This window comes from Bradyrhizobium sp. Arg816, assembly GCF_029989365.1.
In the GTDB taxonomy this organism is placed as follows: Bacteria; Pseudomonadota; Alphaproteobacteria; order Rhizobiales; family Xanthobacteraceae; genus Bradyrhizobium.
In genome coordinates, this window is record NZ_JAPRAQ010000005.1 from 176,197 (window position 1) to 193,442 (window position 17,246).

The 17,246-nt window shown below is 63.3% G+C and carries 12 protein-coding genes and 1 tRNA gene; 7 read left to right on the forward strand and 6 right to left on the reverse strand.

Annotated features, from left to right (window positions below; translation table 11 throughout):
- From OWC48_RS14865 to OWC48_RS14880, 4 genes are all read right to left on the reverse strand, one after another.
- Nucleotides 1-876, reverse strand: coding sequence for a branched-chain amino acid ABC transporter permease (locus tag OWC48_RS14865; RefSeq protein WP_282520663.1), 876 nt, complete (start codon nt 874-876; stop codon nt 1-3).
- Nucleotides 877-978: 102 nt separating this feature from the next.
- Nucleotides 979-2,223: an ABC transporter substrate-binding protein gene (locus tag OWC48_RS14870; RefSeq protein WP_282520664.1), complete on the reverse strand. Its 1,245-nt coding sequence runs from the start codon at nt 2,221-2,223 to the stop codon at nt 979-981.
- A 245-nt stretch (nt 2,224-2,468) separates the two neighbouring features.
- Entirely contained in the window at nt 2,469-3,569 is a 1,101-nt protein-coding gene (locus tag OWC48_RS14875) for an FAD-binding oxidoreductase (protein WP_282520665.1), read from the reverse strand.
- Nucleotides 3,570-3,671: 102 nt separating this feature from the next.
- Nucleotides 3,672-4,889 carry an SMP-30/gluconolactonase/LRE family protein gene (locus OWC48_RS14880; protein ID WP_282520666.1) on the reverse strand — a complete coding sequence of 406 codons (1,218 nt, stop codon included), beginning with the start codon at nt 4,887-4,889 and terminating at the stop codon, nt 3,672-3,674.
- A 265-nt stretch (nt 4,890-5,154) separates the two neighbouring features.
- Here OWC48_RS14880 and OWC48_RS14885 point away from each other — a divergent pair, with 265 nt between their 5' ends.
- The 7 genes from OWC48_RS14885 (at nt 5,155) to OWC48_RS14915 (ending at nt 13,981) form a co-directional block, all read left to right on the forward strand.
- Nucleotides 5,155-5,409: a hypothetical protein gene (locus OWC48_RS14885; protein ID WP_282520878.1), complete on the forward strand. Its 255-nt coding sequence runs from the start codon at nt 5,155-5,157 to the stop codon at nt 5,407-5,409.
- A 545-nt stretch (nt 5,410-5,954) separates the two neighbouring features.
- Nucleotides 5,955-7,517 carry a 2-isopropylmalate synthase gene (locus OWC48_RS14890; protein ID WP_282520667.1) on the forward strand — a complete coding sequence of 521 codons (1,563 nt, stop codon included), beginning with the start codon at nt 5,955-5,957 and terminating at the stop codon, nt 7,515-7,517.
- A 239-nt stretch (nt 7,518-7,756) separates the two neighbouring features.
- Nucleotides 7,757-7,909 (forward strand): hypothetical protein, encoded by a 153-nt coding sequence (locus OWC48_RS14895; RefSeq protein ID WP_282520668.1) that lies wholly within the window; start codon nt 7,757-7,759, stop codon nt 7,907-7,909.
- A gap of 178 nt (nt 7,910-8,087) precedes the next feature.
- On the forward strand, nt 8,088-11,690 hold the full coding sequence (locus tag OWC48_RS14900; RefSeq protein WP_282520669.1) for a Calx-beta domain-containing protein: 3,603 nt from the start codon (nt 8,088-8,090) through the stop codon (nt 11,688-11,690).
- Nucleotides 11,691-11,912: 222 nt separating this feature from the next.
- Nucleotides 11,913-12,926 (forward strand): TRAP transporter substrate-binding protein, encoded by a 1,014-nt coding sequence (locus tag OWC48_RS14905; protein WP_282520670.1) that lies wholly within the window; start codon nt 11,913-11,915, stop codon nt 12,924-12,926.
- A 199-nt stretch (nt 12,927-13,125) separates the two neighbouring features.
- Nucleotides 13,126-13,725, forward strand: coding sequence for a Spy/CpxP family protein refolding chaperone (locus tag OWC48_RS14910; RefSeq protein WP_282520671.1), 600 nt, complete (start codon nt 13,126-13,128; stop codon nt 13,723-13,725).
- A gap of 180 nt (nt 13,726-13,905) precedes the next feature.
- Nucleotides 13,906-13,981 (forward strand) — tRNA-Lys (locus OWC48_RS14915).
- Nucleotides 13,982-14,042: 61 nt separating this feature from the next.
- Here OWC48_RS14915 and OWC48_RS14920 read toward each other — a convergent pair.
- Both OWC48_RS14920 and OWC48_RS14925 read right to left on the reverse strand, forming a co-directional pair.
- Entirely contained in the window at nt 14,043-15,065 is a 1,023-nt protein-coding gene (locus OWC48_RS14920; RefSeq protein WP_282520672.1) for a tyrosine-type recombinase/integrase, read from the reverse strand.
- Between the two features lie 556 nt (nt 15,066-15,621).
- Nucleotides 15,622-17,238, reverse strand: a complete 1,617-nt coding sequence (locus OWC48_RS14925; protein ID WP_282520673.1) for a DUF927 domain-containing protein — start codon at nt 17,236-17,238, stop codon at nt 15,622-15,624.
- Nucleotides 17,239-17,246 lie beyond the last annotated feature (8 nt).

Consider the following 17,246-nt stretch of genomic DNA (forward strand, 5'->3'; position numbering starts at 1 on the left):
TCAGCGCCTCCCCAGAAGGCCCTGGGGCCGGATATACATCACGAACACGAGCAGCAGCAGCGCCGGAATGGTGCGGTAGGCCGGCGAGACCAAATAGGCCGTCAGCGTCTCGAGATAGCCGACCACGAAGGCCGCGATCAGCGAGCCGGAGACGCTGCCGAGACCGCCGAGCACGACGATCGAGAACGCGCTCGCCGTCAGCGGTCCGACGCTGTAGGAGCTGACCCCTAGGAACATGCCGAGCAGCACGCCGGCGATGCCGGCGAGGATGCCGTAGATCGCCCACACCACGACGTAGATGTTGGTGAGCTCGAGCCCGAGCAGGGTGACGCCGCGCGGGTTCATCGACGCCGCCAGCACCGCCTTGCCGGTGCGGGTGCGGTTCACGAGCAGCCACAACAGCGCGATGACGAAGCAGCACACGATCGCTGTGAAGATCTCGTTCCGCGGCGTGCGGACGCCGAGGATCTCGACCACGCCCTCGACGATCGGCAGCACGGTCTTGGCGTTGTTGGTGAAGAAATAGGCGATCAGCTCCTGGATCATGATGCCCCAGAGCAGCGTTCCCGTCAGGACGAAGATCTCCTTCTCCTCATTGGGGATGCGCCGGGAGTCCTGAATGGGCTTCACCACCGCGAAATAGGTCGCAAAGGCGGTGAGGAGAGCGACGGCGACCCCGATCAGCGCACCGGCATAGGTGCCGACGTTGAGGATGCTCGCAGCGGCCCAGGCCGCCACCGCTGCGGCCACCATGATGGCACCGTGGGAGAGGTTGAGCACGCCGGAGACGCCGAAGATCAGGGTGAAGCCGGTGGCACCGAGAGCGTAGAGAGCGCTGATGGCAAAGCCATCGATCAGAATTTGGAAAGCTCGCATCTATGATTGGCCAGGTGGCAGTGCGACTGCCGCTTTGAGGGAAGGTGCTGCGGAGAGCCGCATGTGGAAGCTCCCGGGAGGTGGTCCCGGGAGCATGTCCTGCTAGTTGCTGAGCTTGATGAAGCTCGGGAACTTGACGTCGACCTTGGCGACGTCCTTGGGCCAGACCGCGCTCTGCTTGCCGTCCTGCCATTGCAGCATCAGCCCGGTGATCAGGCCCTTGCCATATTTGATCGAGTGGGTGAACGGATCGTCCTTGCCGTAGAACTGGACGCGGCCGATCGTGCCTTCCCAGTCGGTCTTCTCGAGCGCGGCGACGAGCTTGTCGGCGTCGGTCGAGCCGGCGCGCTTGACCGCGTCGGCGATGTAGTAGACCTCGTCATAGGCGGTGTAGCCGGCATAGGACGGATAATTGCCGAACTTCTTCTTGAAGTTCTCCGCGAACGGCACCGATTTCGGCGTCACCGCGACGCCCGGCCCGGAGACGCCCTGATAGAGCACGCCTTCGGCCGCCTGGTTGGTGTCCTTGCCGAAGGTCTCGTTGGTTGCCTGCGAGGAGATGCCGAACATCGGGATCGGCACCTGCTGGTTCTTCCACTGCACCGTCGGCTGCACGCCCACATGGGAGATGCCGGTGATGATCACATCGGGCTTGGAGCCCTCGATCTTGTTGAAGATCGGCGTGAAGTCGGTCGTATCGGGCGAGAAGCGGATGTGGTCGAGCACCTTCAGCCCGATCTTGGGCAGGCACTCCTCGTAGCCGATGTCGAGCGGCTTGGTCCAGGCGGCGTCCTCGCTCATGATGACCGCGGTCTTCATGTGCATCCTGTCGACCAGCAGGTCCTTGGCGCCGTCGCAGACCGAGAGCGCCAGCGCGGCCGAGGTCAGATAGCCGTGGAAGGTGTACTTGTTCTTCTCGTAATCGGCGTGGACGCTCTTGCTGATCTCGTTGGAGGCGGCGCCCGGCGTGACGAACGGCGTCTTCAGCCGCGAGGCCCAGGGCTCCAGCGCCAGCACGACCTCGCTGATATAGCTGGCAATGACCGCGTTGACCTTGTCCTCGTTCACCGCGCGCTGGAACGCACGCACTGAATCCGCCGACGAGGAGTGATTGTCGTAGGAGATGATCTCGATCTTGCGTCCGTCGACGCCGCCATTGGCGTTGATCTCGTCGGCGGCAAGCTGCGCCGCCTGTGGAATGGAGGCGCCGGCGATCGCCTGCGCTTCCGCGATCACGCCGATCTTGAGGGGATCGGCTGCAAGTGCCGCGCCTGACGCTGCCATCACCGCGCCCGTCGCGGCCGCACCGAGCGCTATTCGCAATGCAACAGAGAGTCGTTTTTTCATGTTGTTCTCTCCCTTTGAACAGGCCTCTTGTGAGCCATTATGTCGCAACTATAACGGCGGGGGAGGTCTCGGCAAGTGAAACCACGTTCAGGATTGGGGAGACGGACTAAAGTCTAGCGCGGCGCAAATTGCGGGCAGGATAGCTGCGAGACACTCATGACGCGCGCAGGCATGCAGATTCTGTCGGCGGGCATGCGTGAGCGTCGAAGCGGGCGGTAGCCTACAAGACGAGCAGCGATGCCGGTTCAGCGCGCTTGCAGCAACGACGGATCGAGCGGCCTCAATCGGGCCGCATCGAATGGCGACAAGTCTACAGGCGTCGCATCTTTGGCAATGAGCTGCGCCAGCGCTTCGCCGGTGGCGGGCGCGTTGAGGATGCCCCAGACATTGTGCCCGGTCGCAACATAGAGGCCTTCGCTCTGCGGCACCTTGCCGATCAACGGCAGGCCATCCTCGGTCACCGGTCGGAAGCAGGCCTGCTGCGCGATGATCTTTTCGGGACGAAACAGTGGCGACAGCCGTTCGCACATGATTTGCAGGCGCGCGATCGCATCGACGTCCGGCGTCACGGCCGCCGGATCGAGCGGCAGCGGCGCGATGTCCGAGAGTGCGGTGATATGCGTGCTGCCGTCGGCGCGTGGAAACACCTCGATCGACACGGCGCTGCCGTCCTCGTCATACTCCAGGAACAACGCATCGGCCGGCACGTTGGGGCCGAGATCGTACACGATGCTCGGGCTGCGCTGGCCGTAGACAGCGGGCAGGGGCATCCATTGCGCGGCGAGCAGCGACCATGGTCCCATCGCGATCACGACAGCGTCCGCCTCAACGACGCTGCCTTCGACCTCGACACCCTTTGCGGTCGTGCCATTCGCATCGCGCACGATGCCCGTGATGCGGCCAACGCGAAGCTCGGCGCCTTGCGCGACTGCCGCGTTCATCACGGCCGACGTGAATTTGCGGGGATGAACGATCGCAGTCGTCTGCGTCGTACCGATGCGCTGCGCGATGACGACGCCGTTGGCGAGCCAGCCGAGCGCAGATGGTGCATTCCGGCGCGGATCACCGTCGGAAGCAACAAAGCCGCTATGCGCGGTCATCGGGCGATAGCCCCAATCACCGGCGATCTCCTGCGCCAGCTGCGCATGAAGCACAAAGCTCCGCCGGGCGAGTGCGTCGAGCGGCGAGCCGGCGCACCAGTCACGCGCCAGAAAGCCGCCGGCCTTGCCGGAGGCGGCGGCCGCGACCTCGGTCCGTTCGACCACGATGACCTCGATGCCGTGGCGCCGGAGAAACAAGGCGGTGCAGGCCCCGATCACGCCGCCGCCGCAGATCACAACGCGCATGGCTTGTTTCCTGACGATCCTCTTTGCATCGAAAGAACTATCCAAACAATTCGGCGCCGGCGAGGCACGCCGGCGCCGCGTCGTGATCCTGCTCGCCCCGCGTCAGCCTGGTCCTGCGCCCTGCGTCGCGGTATACACCGCATAGAGCGACTGGCTCGCGGCCATGAACAGGCGGTTGCGCTTGGGGCCACCGAAGCAGACGTTGCCGCACACTTCCGGCAGGCGGATGCGGCCGAGCAGCTTGCCTTCCGGCGACCACACCGTCACGCCGTTATAGCCGACGGCGCGCCCCGCGTTGCTGGAGGCCCAGACATTGCCGTTGACGTCGCAGCGCACGCCGTCGGGCCCGCACTTCACGCCGTCGATCACGCAGTCGCTGAACTTCTTCACGTTGGAGAGCTTGTTGTCTGCGCCGACGTCGAACACGAAGATCTCGCCCTTGCCGCCGGGCCCGGTGTCGCCCGGTCCCTTGCCGGTCGAGGCGACGTATAGCTTCTTGTAGTCGGGTGAGAAGCACAGGCCGTTGGGATCGGGCACCTGGTCCTCGGTGACGACGAGGTCGATGCGGCCCGAGGGATCGATGCGATAACAGTTGGTCGGCAGCTCGCGCTTGCCCGGCACGAAGCCGGCCGGCTGTCCGATCCGCGGATTGAGCTTGCCGCCCGCATTGCTCGGGCCGCCCGCCACGTCGGGCTCGCCTTCATAGAGCTGGCCGCCATAGGGCGGGTCGGTGAACCAGTAGCTGCCGTCGGGATGCGCGGCGACGTCGTTCGGCGAGTTCAGGCGTTTGCCCTGATAGGAGTCCGCGAGCACCGTGGCCGTGCCGTCGTGCTCGTAGCGCGTCACCCGCCGGGTCAGGTGTTCGCAGGAGAGCTGGCGGCCCTGGAAGTCGAACGAATTGCCGTTGGAATTGTTGGAGGGCGCGCGGAACACGCTGACGCGGCCGTCGTCCTCGGTCCAGCGCATCTGCCGGTTGTTGGGAATGTCGCTCCACAACAGATACCGGCCCTGCGCGCTCCAGGCCGGGCCTTCGGCCCACAACAGGCCGGTGTAGAGGCGCTTGATCGCGGTGTTGGGCTGCGCCAGGTCGTTGAAGGAGGGATCGACGGCGATGATGTCGGGGTCCCAGAAATAAGTCGTCGGCGCGCCGTTGGGGCCGAAATCGCGCGGCGGGGTGGTGATCGTCGTTGGCGGTGCGGCAGGTCCGGTCTGGGCCAGCGCGGGGCCGGCCACGGTCGCCGCAGCGCCGATCGCAAGTCCCCGCACAAGTGTTCGTCGTGAAAGCGCAGCATCCTGGTCACGCTGCTCTGGGCGTTTCATCGCGTCCTCCCGGTTATGTTCGGCTGGCCGGTTGATCCGGCCGAGCGGGCGAAGGTTAGTCCTGTCCGCGGCCGGTTGCGAGGGGCTGGTTCGCATCCTCCGCGCGATGCCGCGAGAACGCCGCAACATCGCCGCATTGCGGCTGTGCAAGGCGACAATTCGTCCCGCGCAGTTAACCGGGCGCGGTTTTAGGACCTGTCAAGCCTTGACCTCGCCCGCGATGCTGGCAGAACGTCGTGCAGGGGAAAAAGGTCGGAGCTTTATGGTGCTAGGTGTCGTCGTCCTGATCATACTGCTCGCGATCGCGTTTGCGGCCGGCTATTTCACGCGCGGCCACGTCTCCCGCAAACGACGCGCGGAGGCGCGCCGCTGGCGCGAATATAGCGAGCCGGACTGGCTCCGCGCCGCCGCGCCGGCCAATACCAACGAGGCCGCAAACACCAACGCGGCTGCCACCGGCGAGCTCGGCCAGATGCTGGACCGTTGGGAAAGCCGGGCGCGCGCGCGCCGCGCGGGATAGCCTGACCGCGACGCGGGTGAGGGGAGCCACATCCGGGCGACCTTTCCCCCTATCGCTCCGATCTCGTGGGTCCCTCGCGCTGTCCGACGACCCCGTCATATTCCCATCCCGTGAATTCGGATTTGCCATATGGTTCGTGCGATGACCACCGGTCGCCGCGTCGCACATTGCAGATCTGGCGGCAGGTCAGTCCTTCTGACCATCTTTTGGCGTTGCGGTTGCAGCCATTTCTCGTCTAGAAACGGCGCATCGGGCTTCCCGGCAACCAACCGTCAACGGTTTTGACCGAGGATTTGAGGGCTCAAAAGGGTCTGGCAATGCTGATTCGCGGCCAAATCGATGGGATTTCGGGGGAGGTGGCTGTGGCCGCCGCCACGATCCCGGCCGCGCTGCTGCCCACCCTCCTGATTGGCGGCCTTCTTCTTACTTGCCCCTGAGGGCCGGCTGGGCGCCACGCGCCTGGGCGCTCAGGGGTTGGTCGAGATCACCGGACACCTCTAGCGCCCAGACCACTGACGGCGCACAAGCTCAAAAGGAATTCTGCAATGGCCCCCGTGAACAAGTCCGACAAGGACCGCGTCATCATTTTCGACACCACGCTGCGCGACGGCGAGCAGTGCCCCGGCGCCACCATGACCTTCGAGGAGAAGCTCGAGGTCGCCGAGATGCTGGATGATATGGGCGTCGACGTCATCGAGGCCGGCTTCCCGATCACCTCCGAAGGCGACTTCCAGGCGGTCAGCGAGATCGCCCGCCGTTCCAAGAACGCCGTCATCGCCGGCCTGTCGCGCGCACACCCGGCCGATATCGACCGCTGCGCCGAGGCGGTGAAATTTGCAAAGCGCGGCCGTGTCCACACCGTGATCGCGACCTCGCCGCTGCATATGCGGGTGAAGCTGAACAAGACCCCGGAGCAGGTGCTTGAGACCTCGGTCGCCATGGTCGCGCGCGCCCGCAACCAGATCGACGACGTCGAATGGTCGGCCGAAGACGGCACCCGCAGCGAGATGGATTATCTGTGCCGCATCGTGGAAGCCGTCATCAAGGCCGGCGCCACCACGGTGAACATCCCCGACACCGTCGGCTACACCACGCCCGACGAGTACACCCACTTCATGAAGACGCTGATCGAGCGCGTGCCGAATTCGGACAAGGCCGTGTTCTCCGTGCACTGCCATAACGACCTCGGCATGGCCGTGGCGAACTCGCTGGCCGGCGTCATCGGCGGCGCGCGCCAGATCGAGTGCACCATCAACGGCATCGGCGAGCGCGCCGGCAACGCCGCGCTGGAAGAGATCGTGATGGCGATCAACGTGCGCAATGACAAATTCCCGTACTGGAACAAGATCGACACCACGCAGCTCACCCGAGCCTCGAAGGTGGTGTCGGCGGCGACTTCGTTCCCGGTGCAGTACAACAAGGCCATCGTCGGCCGGAACGCCTTCGCGCATGAGAGCGGCATTCATCAGGACGGCGTGCTGAAGGACGCCTCCACCTACGAGATCATGCGGCCCGAGATGGTCGGCCTGAAGCAGTCCTCGCTGGTGCTGGGCAAGCATTCCGGCCGCCACGCCTTCGTGCACAAGCTGGAGGAGATGGGCTACAAGCTCGGCCCGAACCAGCTGGAAGATGCGTTCACGCGGATGAAGGCGCTCGCCGACCGCAAGAAGGACATCTACGACGAGGACATCGAGGCGCTGGTCGACGAGGAGATGGCGGCGTCGCACGACCGCATCAAGCTGACCTCGCTGACCGTGATCGCCGGCACCCACGGCCCACAGCGCGCGACCATGAAGCTGGACGTCGACGGCCAGATCAAGATCGAGGAAGCCGAGGGCAACGGTCCGGTGGACGCGGTGTTCAACTGCATCAAGCGCCTGGTGCCGCACGAGGCCAAGCTCGAGCTGTACCAGGTCCACGCGGTCACCGAGGGCACCGACGCGCAGGCGGAAGTCTCGGTGCGGCTCTCGCATGACGGCCGTTCCATGACGGCGCGCGCGGCGGATCCTGATACGCTGGTGGCCTCGGCCAAGGCCTATCTCGGCGCACTCAACAAGATCGTCATGAAGCGCCAGCGCGACACGGTGACCACGGCCGCGGCGAGCTGACGCTCCAACCTCTCCAGTTCATCGGCAAACGCGGCGTCTTTGGCGCCGCGTTTTTTGTTTGGGGTCTTTAAGATGTGGAACGAGGGCGCATCACCGCAAGATTGTTATTATCATGTCATGTTAACATATCATTAACCGACAGTGTCCCGGGCCTTGGCCGATCGTGCCGGTCTGTCCCCCGTCGTATCCTGACGCAGCAGAGCATGCCCGTCTGCCGGGCCCGCTGCTGGAGAATTGAAATGCCGCTGTCCGCGCATGTTGCGACGTTGCACTTGCTCGGCCAATACACCGCCGCCGATTTTGCCATCGCGTCGGACGAACATGGCGGCACCCTGCTCACCGATCCGGCGCTTGCACCGCAGGTTGAGCTTGCACCGGCGCTGCATGGCTAAGGCCGGGAAGGCCAAGGTGCTGTAGTTGCGGGAATGCGGCGCCCTCGGCGTCGCGTTTTTCGTTTGACACACGATCACGTTATGCGGGGGTGCATCGCAATAAATATGTTATTAACATGTCATGTTAACGTCCCATTAACCGGTAGCGTCGCGCGCCCTCGCTGCTGGAGAATTTGGAATGCCCCTTTCCGCTGGTTCGATCGCCTTCACCGGATTCAACGGCGACGGCAACGAAAATTTGTCCTTTGTCGCCCTGACCGACATCCCGCAGGGCACTGTCATCAATTTCACCGACAGCAACTGGAACGGCTCCGCCTTCGCAACCGGCAGCAACGCCGAGAGCACGATCGCCTGGACCGCGACCGGCGCGATTCCCGCCGGCACCGTCATCGACATCAACAATATCGGCAAGGGCACGTTCGGCACCAGTGCCGGCTCGGCGACCTTCACCAACGCCAACAACACCGGCCTGTCCAACGACAGCGAGGTCGTCTACGCCTATGTCGGCACCTCGACGGCGCCGACCTTCCTCGCCGCGATCTCCAATGTCGGCTATGCGACCAGCGACGGCACGCTGACCGGCACGGGCCTCGTTGCCGGCCAGACCGCGGTCGGCTTCACCGGCGGCCTCGATATCGTCGGCTATAACGGTCCGCGCTCGGGCTTCGCCAGCTTCGCCGACTACCTCGCCGCGATCGGCAACACCGCCAATTGGGCCACCCAGAACGGCAGCGGCGACCAGAGCACCGACGGCACCACGCCCGACGCGCCGTTCCCGACCACCGCCTTCACCGTGGCCGCGCCCGCCACGCAGACGATCTCGTTCTCGTCGCCGAGCGTGTCGGTTGCCGAGGGGCAGAGCGGCACCAAGACCATGACTTTCACGGTTCTGCGGACCGGCGGCACCACCGGCGTGCTCAGCTTCTCCGGCAGCTTCGCCGCCGGCACCACCGATGCGGCCGATTTCGGCGGCACGCTGCCGGCCTCGACCTTCAGCGGCAGCTTCGCCGACGGTGCGTCCTCGGCGACCATCACCATCACGATCTCCGGCGACACCACCGCAGAGCCCGACGAGAGTTTTACGCTCACGCTCACCAGCGCCAGCAATCCGGGCGCGGCGGTCACGATCGGCACCGCGACGGCGACCGGCACCATTGCCAATGACGACGGCACTCTCGTCTCCGGCAACTCGTCGAACCCGATCACGCTGGCGAACAACGATCATCTGACCGTCCTCGCCGGCGCGACCCTGTCGGGCTCGACCCCGGTCACCTGGATCGGCGGCAGCACCTCGCCCGGCGCGCTGGTCGACAATTCCGGCACCATCACCGGCACCAGCCGCGCGATCGCCACCAGCGGCTCGGCGAGCGGCAGCCTCACCATCAACAACAAGGCCGGCGCCACCATCACCGCGACCAAGGATGCGGTGAAGATCTCGAACCTGGTCTCGGGCAAGAGCGGCACCTTCACCGTCAACAACGAGGGCACGATCTCATCGACGGGGACCGGCAGCAATGCCGGCCAGGCGCTCGATCTCGACGACATCAATTCGAGCGGCGCCAATACCGTCATCAACAACGCGGCCACCGGCGTGATCTCGGCGGCCGATGCCGACGCGATCCGGCCCGGCGCCCACGCCACCATCAACAATTACGGCCAGATCGTCAGCCACAATGCCTCGGCGGCCTCGTCCGGCAACGACGCGATCGACTTCCAGTCGGTCAACACCGGCGGCGTGGTCAACAACTACGCCGGCGGAATCATCGACGGCGCCCGCCACGGCATCACCGGCGACCAGCCGATCACCGTCAACAACGACGGCACGATCACCGGCCGCAGCGGCTCCGGCATCAACATGGACAGCGCGCCGAACTCGACGACGACAGTGACCAATCGCGGCACCATCACCGGCACGGCCGTCGGCGGTGCCGACGCCGACGGCGTCGATGTCGACGGTCTGGTCTCGATCGACAATTTCGGGACGATCGCGGCGGTCGGCCTGACCAGCGGCGCCAACGGCCTCAACGAGGCGCTCGCGATCGGCGGCGGCTTCGTCCACAACGAGGTGGGTGGCCTCATCATCAGCGATCAGCGCGCGATCACCGTGGACGACAGCAATGACGGTAGCGCCTTCGGCGTCATGACCATCATCAACGACGGCACGATCCGCGGCAACAACGGCGAGGCGATCTCGATCGTCGGCACCTTCGGCGACACCGTCACCAACACGGGCAGCATTTTCGGCAGCGTCGCCACCGACGGCGGCAACGATACGCTCACCAACAGCGGCTCCATCGTCGGTGACGTCTCGATGGGCGCAGGCGACGACAGCATCAATCTCGCCACCGCTTCGATCGTCACCGGCACGATCGACGGCGGCGACGGCGTGGACACGCTGGTGCTGTCGGGCAGTGGCTCCGGTTCGCTCCTTGGCACGGTCGTCAATGTCGAGAAGCTCGACGTCCAGAGCGGCGTCTGGCGGATCAAGGACGCGGCCGGCTATTCTGACATCCGGGTCGAAAGCGGCGCGGCGGTCGTGCTGGAGGGCTCGGCCAATGGAATGGTGGTTGCTGCGGGCGCCGCGCAGCTGGTGTTCGGTCTGGCCTCGAACTCCGTGATCTCGGGCAATCAGTACATCCAGATCGGCGGCTCGGCCAACGGCACGACGGTCGAGGCCGGCGGCGAGCAGGATATCCTCGGCGGTGGTATCGCGACCAACACCACCGTGGACGGCGGCACCCAGAACGTCTTCGGCGTTGCGATCCAGACCACGGTCGCGAATGGCGGCATCCAGCACGTTCACAACAATGCTTTCAACACCATCGTCAATGCCGGGGGTGAGCAGAACGTCTACATCGACGGGAGTGCGACCGGGTCCACCATCAATGCCGGCGGCATCCAGATCGATTGGGGCTTCACGATCATCACGACGATCAGCGGCGGCGGTCAGTACGTGTTCGGCTCGGCGAGCCTCACGACGATCAATTCGGGCCTGCAGGCCGTCGAGAGCGGCGGCACGGCCTCGGACACGACGATCCATGGCGGCAGGCAGGATGTCTATTTGGGTGGAACCGCGATCAACACCACGATGGATGGTGGTGTCCAGTCGGTCTATGGCGGCACGGTGGTCCAGACCACGATCAGCAATGGTGCCCTCCAGTGTCTCCACGGCAACGCGTCGATGACGACGGTCAACGCCGGCAGCCTGCAGAACGTCTACGCCGACGGTGCTGCGACCGGCACCACGATCAATGCCGGCGGAGTCCAGGTCGATTGGGGCGCCGCCAACGCCACCATCATCAACGGCGGCGTGCAATATGTGTATGGCAGCGCGACCGGCACGACGGTCCTGGCCGGCACGCAGCACGTGCAGGCCGGCGGCAGCGCGGATGACACCACGATCGGCTCGGGCGCGCTCGCCTTTGTCCATGCGGGTGGCACGATCGACGATGTGATCTTCGCCGGTCCCAATGCTTCGCTGGTGTTGGCCCAGGCGTCGGCCTTCACGGGAACGATCTCCGGCTGGCAGGACCATGACAGCCTCGATCTCGGCGACATCCTGTTCAACGACAGCCTGACCTCGCTGGCCTATGCGCAGAATGGCGACAACACCGGCGGCACGCTGACGGTTTCCGACGGTACCCACGTCGCGACGCTGCACTTGCTCGGTCAGTACAGCGCGGCCGATTTCGCGCTGTCCTCGGACGGGCACGGCGGTACCCTGATCACCGATCCGGCGATCGCGCAGCAGGCCCAACTCGCGCCGGCGCTGCACGGCTGATGTTGCGAGCGGCGGCAACGGCGATGGCGGGGTTTCCCTGCCATCGCCCTGCGTGAGCCAGTCCGGCAGGTTTCGCCTCCGGATACCGCATTTTTGCAAGCCGCCCCCTGCTAAGGGGCAATGGCGCCTGTGTCCGCTTCCCTATAATCCTGCCTTCAAGTCTTGAATCTAAGGCTTGGGGGCGACGGTTTGTGCCCCACCAAAAAACGTGTGGGAGGAAGCATGCGGAAACTCATTTGGGCTGCGACATCGGTTGCGGTCTTGACCGGGGCGTTGGCCCTGACCGGGCCGGCATCGGCCCAATCGCCGATCATCATCAAGTTCAGTCACGTCGTCGCCACCGACACGCCGAAGGGCAAGGCGTCGGAGAAATTCAAGGAGCTCGCCGAGAAGTACACCGGCGGGAAGGTCAAGATCGAAGTCTACCCGAACTCGACGCTCTACAAGGACAAGGAAGAGCTCGAGGCGCTCCAGCTCGGCAGCGTGCAGATGCTGGCGCCGTCCAATTCCAAATTCGGTCCGCTCGGCATCCGCGAGTTCGAGGTGTTCGATCTGCCTTACATCCTTCCGGACCTAAAGACGCTGCGGAAGGTGACGGAAGGCCCGCTCGGCCTCCGGCTGCTCAAGCTGCTGGACGCCAAGGGCATCACCGGCCTTGCCTATTGGGACAACGGCTTCAAGCAGATGAGCGCCAACAAGAAGCTGGTCGCGCCCGCCGATTATCAGGGCGTCAAGTTCCGCATCCAGTCCTCGCGCGTGCTCCAGGCCCAGTTCAAGACGCTCGGTTCGCTGCCGCAAGTAATGGCCTTCGGCGAGGTCTACCAGGCGCTGCAGACCGGCGTGGTCGACGGCCAGGAGAACACCTGGTCGAACATCTATACCCAGAAGTTGCACGAGGTGCAGAAGTACATCACCGAGACCAACCACGGCTACATCGGCTACGTCGTGATCGTGAACAAGAAGTTCTGGGACGATCTGCCGGCCGACATCCGCGACCAGCTGTCGAAGGCGATGAAGGAAGCGACCGACTTCAACAACGCGCAGTCGCAGAAGGAGAACGACGACGCGCTGGCCGAGATCAAGAAGAGCGGCAAGAGCGAGATCATCAAGCTCACGCCGGCCCAGGACGAGGCGATGCGCAAGGCGATGGAGCCGGTCTACAAGGACGCCGCAGGCCGCGTCGGCCAGCCGCTGATCGACGAGTTCCAGAAGGAAGCCAAGAGCGCGACGAACTGATCCGGATCGACCATCAATGAAGGGGCTTCCGTGCAGCCTGCGCGGAGGCCCTTTTTGTTGCAAATCGTTTCAGTCTGCATCTGAATGGACATTCAGGGGAGTTACATCTTCGTAAGAACGCTCTCTCTGTCCAAGTTGTAAGTTGCGCGTCAGCCGTCCGGCGCTCATCCTCACCAGCATCCTTCCAGAGGAGGTCCGTATGAGGAAGTTCACCATCGCCGCCATCGCCGTGCTCAGCATCGCCGGCTCGGGCGCGGTCTATGCCCAATTTCATCGCCCGTGGATGGAGCACTTCCGCCACGTCCGCATGAACCCGGAGGACCGCGCCGCCTTCGTCGACGCGCGCATCGCCGCCGTCCATGCCGGGCTGAAGCTCAACGCCGACCAGGAGAAGCTGTGGCCGCCGGTCGAGGCTGCCGTGCGCGACTTCGCCAAGCTGCGCATTGACCGCGCCAACGCGCGGATGAATGCCGGCCCGGGTGACGCCGGCAAGGACGCCGACAAGCCCGAGGATCCGGTCGCCCGCCTGCGCCAGCGCGCCGAGGACATGGGCGCGACCTCCGCCGCCCTGAAGAAGATCGCCGATGCCGCCGATCCGCTCTACAAGACGCTCGACGAGGGCCAGAAGCGGCGCCTTGCCGTGCTGACCCGCCACCGTGGCCCGTTCGGCGGCGGTGGGGACGGCCCGTCCCGACACTTCATGGAACGCGGCATGGACCGCATGATGGAGCGCGGCATGGACCGCTTCCACGGCGACCGTGACGGCGGCCCGGACCGGGATCGCGAGGGCCGGCTCTGAGCCACCCCGTATTTCCCGAGGAATTAACCCTGGGATCAGCCTTGGCGAAGCCGCTGGAATCCAGCGGCTTTTCGCATTTTCGGGCCTGTGGAAGAACCTTGGAAAACATGCGCCACATCGCTTGCCATATCCGGATCGCTTTGCTAAACGACCGGCCTCGCAAGGCATTGACCGCCTTTCGGGCGCATAGCTCAGTTGGTAGAGCAGCTGACTCTTAATCAGCGGGTCCCAGGTTCGAGCCCTGGTGCGCCCACCATATAAATCAAACACTTAGCGCTGATCGCAATACGGTAAGTGGCTTCATTTTACAGGTCATTTTACAGCTTTGTTCGCGCTTCGAGCTTCAGCACCGCGGCTTCGGCGAGCTGAATATCTCGGCCAAGATAGTGTGCATCGAGAATGGCCTCGACGTCCTTTAGCGAGTGACCAGTCACGGCCGCGATCTGCGGCACGCTCGCGCCGGCAATTGCCAACCGAACCACGGCGGTACCTCTCAGGTCGTGAAACGTGAGGCCGCTGATGCCAGCTCGTTCGCATGCCTTTGCCCACGATGTCCGAAAGCCATCTGACGTCCAGGGCCGCCCGAGCGTGTTCGTCAGGATGAGCGGTCCTCGGCGCTCGGTGGTGTCGAGTAGAGCTCGCAGAGGGCCTCCGGCGGGCATTGCGACACGCCGGCCGCCTTTCGACTGCCGAAGGCGAATATAAGGGCTCTCGTAGGCTGACCAAGGCAGTCGCAGCATGTCTCCCTGCCGTTGCCCGCTCCATAACGCCAAGATCAGCGCGAGCTGGATCTCGCTGGATGCGACCGCGAGGACAGCGGCAATGTCTTGCTCGGTCCAGACCTTTTCCTTGCGGTCCGCTACGTAGAGGCGGCCGCCGCGCTCGCATGGATTGGTGCTGACAATGCCGCGGTCCTTCGCGAAAGACAGGATGCGGGCCAACACCGTCCATGCCAGATCAGCCTTACGCGGCGTGTTTGCGTACTTGTCTCGCCAGCTCTTGAAGTCGCCGCGAATCCTACGGTCGGCGAGGGCAGCAATTGGCAAGTCGCCGAATTCTTCTTCAATCAGCTTTATGTATCTCAGGTAGTCACGGCGGGTAGACGCCGCGATCCTATTGAACTCTGGCGCCGCCTTGTATTGAGTGATGATCGACATGAACGACCTTGCGTTGGGCTTGCGCAAGTTCGCGTGTGCGTCTTGGTACTGCCGGACAAAGTCAGGGGTGCCCGGTATGGCCATGATCTGCGGACCGCCGCGATAGGCATAATAGTAGGTTTTCATCTCGCCGTTCGCGAGCGGCACCTTGACCTTATGAACTCCTTTCAGAACGACGCGCACGATTTTCTCTCCATTCGTCTAAAGCAGATGATTCTTGTTTCGGTTGGAGGCCGCTCATTGCGTCTAACGCGATGTCGATAGCTTTGAGATCCCAGCGCGTTGTACCGGCGAGCGGTGGAGGTAGCCTGCCGGCTCGCACCCAAGCGGAAAAAGCGCTCGGCGATAGGTTGCAGTAGGCAGATGCTTGCTGCCTGCTCAGCAACCGAGGCGTGAGCGGTCGGCAGAGCGTCGAGCCGACGTCCTGGGTTGTGGTTGAGTTTGAGAAGTGGATAGCCGCACCGGTGCTTCCACGAGATGTGCGACGATCAGAAGCGGGCGAATGTTCGTCCGTTAGGCGCGCTTTGCGCGCGCTGTCAGCAAAGTCCGACTCCATTTTGACGTGCCAGTCGCCGGTACCAACGGCGATTGTTTCACGTGACTCGTCTTAAGACTGAGTGGGAGAGAAGGATCGAAACACCGGATGACCGTGTGTTAGCATAAGGTTACATCAGATCGGCGGTGAAGTCAAAGGCGGGATCGGCAAACATGCTGCTTGCCGATCTGCCGATGTTGCATCCTACGCACTGCTCGTCCGACGCCCCCAGTTGATTTCTAGGGACCGCCTGCGGATGCCGTCTGGCCAGATGAATTGACCCTGATTGTCATGCGACCTCGAGAGAGTGATCCAGCCGCGCCGCTCCAACTCGTCCATGACCATCCTGCGCTGCAAAGGATTGCTGAAAGTCCGATTGAATTTGTCGTTCTTGATAACGCAGCGGTACCGACCTGGCCTCGGCTCAACGTATCCATCGATCGAAGAGTACTCGCTACGCTTAATTTTGCGACTTCGTGGCAAGCTCTCTAATCGAGCCTTGAGCAATTGCCATCCGGCTCGACGAGTTCGCTCCTCTGAAGCAAGGCTTTCAAGAGCCGCGTTGCAGGTTTTTGACAATGCATCCAGCAGCGCGTGCTGCGTCCACGGCAGACCAGCGCCTTCAATTGCTAGTGCGCCGCCGGCGTAGATGAGACCAAACTTCCGAATTATGTCCGCCTCCAAAAGGCTCGTTTGCGTCGCATGCTTGGCCGTAAACCGCTTTACGTGATGGTCAATCTTGTTACGTAGGTCGTTTCTCCCTCGGATAAGAAACCTGACGTATTTCGTGAATATGTGGCCATGATTCCGAGAGCACGCGACGTGTATGGAGGAAAACATGGCGTCAAGCTCTGTTTGCGTCAGTTTTTCGGCATTCTTTGCTCGATCGAAAATGTGACCAAGGCCGTCGAAGTAGACAGGTACATCGATCAACCGGCGGCTTTCACCGCCTGTTCGTTTCTCGCCGCAGCTTGCGGCAAGGTCTGCAATGGTGGTTTCAGCGGAAGTAAGTGAAATGAGCCGGTACTGGCCACCATTTTGTGGGCCGTCGTCAAATACTCGACTGCGCCGCTTCGTCGAACCGGTGCTCAGGTTATATGCAAAGTCTCTAGCACTACGGTACTTCTCCTTCTCTGTTGCAGATGGCATCTTGTTGAGATCGTCCACGACCAGCAGGCAGTCATTGTGGGCCCGAAGAGCAGGTTCAAGGCCGGCCAAGGTTGCATTCCAGCTAAGCAGGTGGTCCAGCTCGCCAACCGAAAAGACAGACGCGCCCGCGAGCGTAGCTGTCGTCTTGCCGCCACCCGTTTTGCCAGACAGGCAGATCCCAAATGACTGCTGATTTGCCATCCGCAGGAGAGGGGCTGCGAACGCGCAGGAGATGGTCAGCATCATGCCAGAGGACTTGGCCGCAACGGTGCCAATTAACTTGATCCAGTCGACCGATTTACCGGTTGGTCGCAGGTACGCAGGAAGCAGGACTGTGTGGGAAAGGCCGCGAATATGAGACGCGGCCTTCCCAATCGACCGCGACGGCAAGACAAAGCCATTCCGTCGGGGCAGCCAACCGGCTGCAGCGGCGTATGAACACCTAGTTTGCGGCTGACCGGCGGCGGCAGATTCAATGTCAGACCTATTCAAGATTGATGGGTGAGCGTTCTTGTTCTTGAGTCGACCTCGGAAGTCTTCCCACCTATCTGCTTCGGCGGGCTTCAGCTCAATAATGCCTTCGGCCCCGTCCTCGCGTGTGAAAGCATATTGTTGAATGAATTCTTTGTCGGTGAGATCCTCGATCAGCGCGACCTTCTTCAGAAACGGCATATTCACCT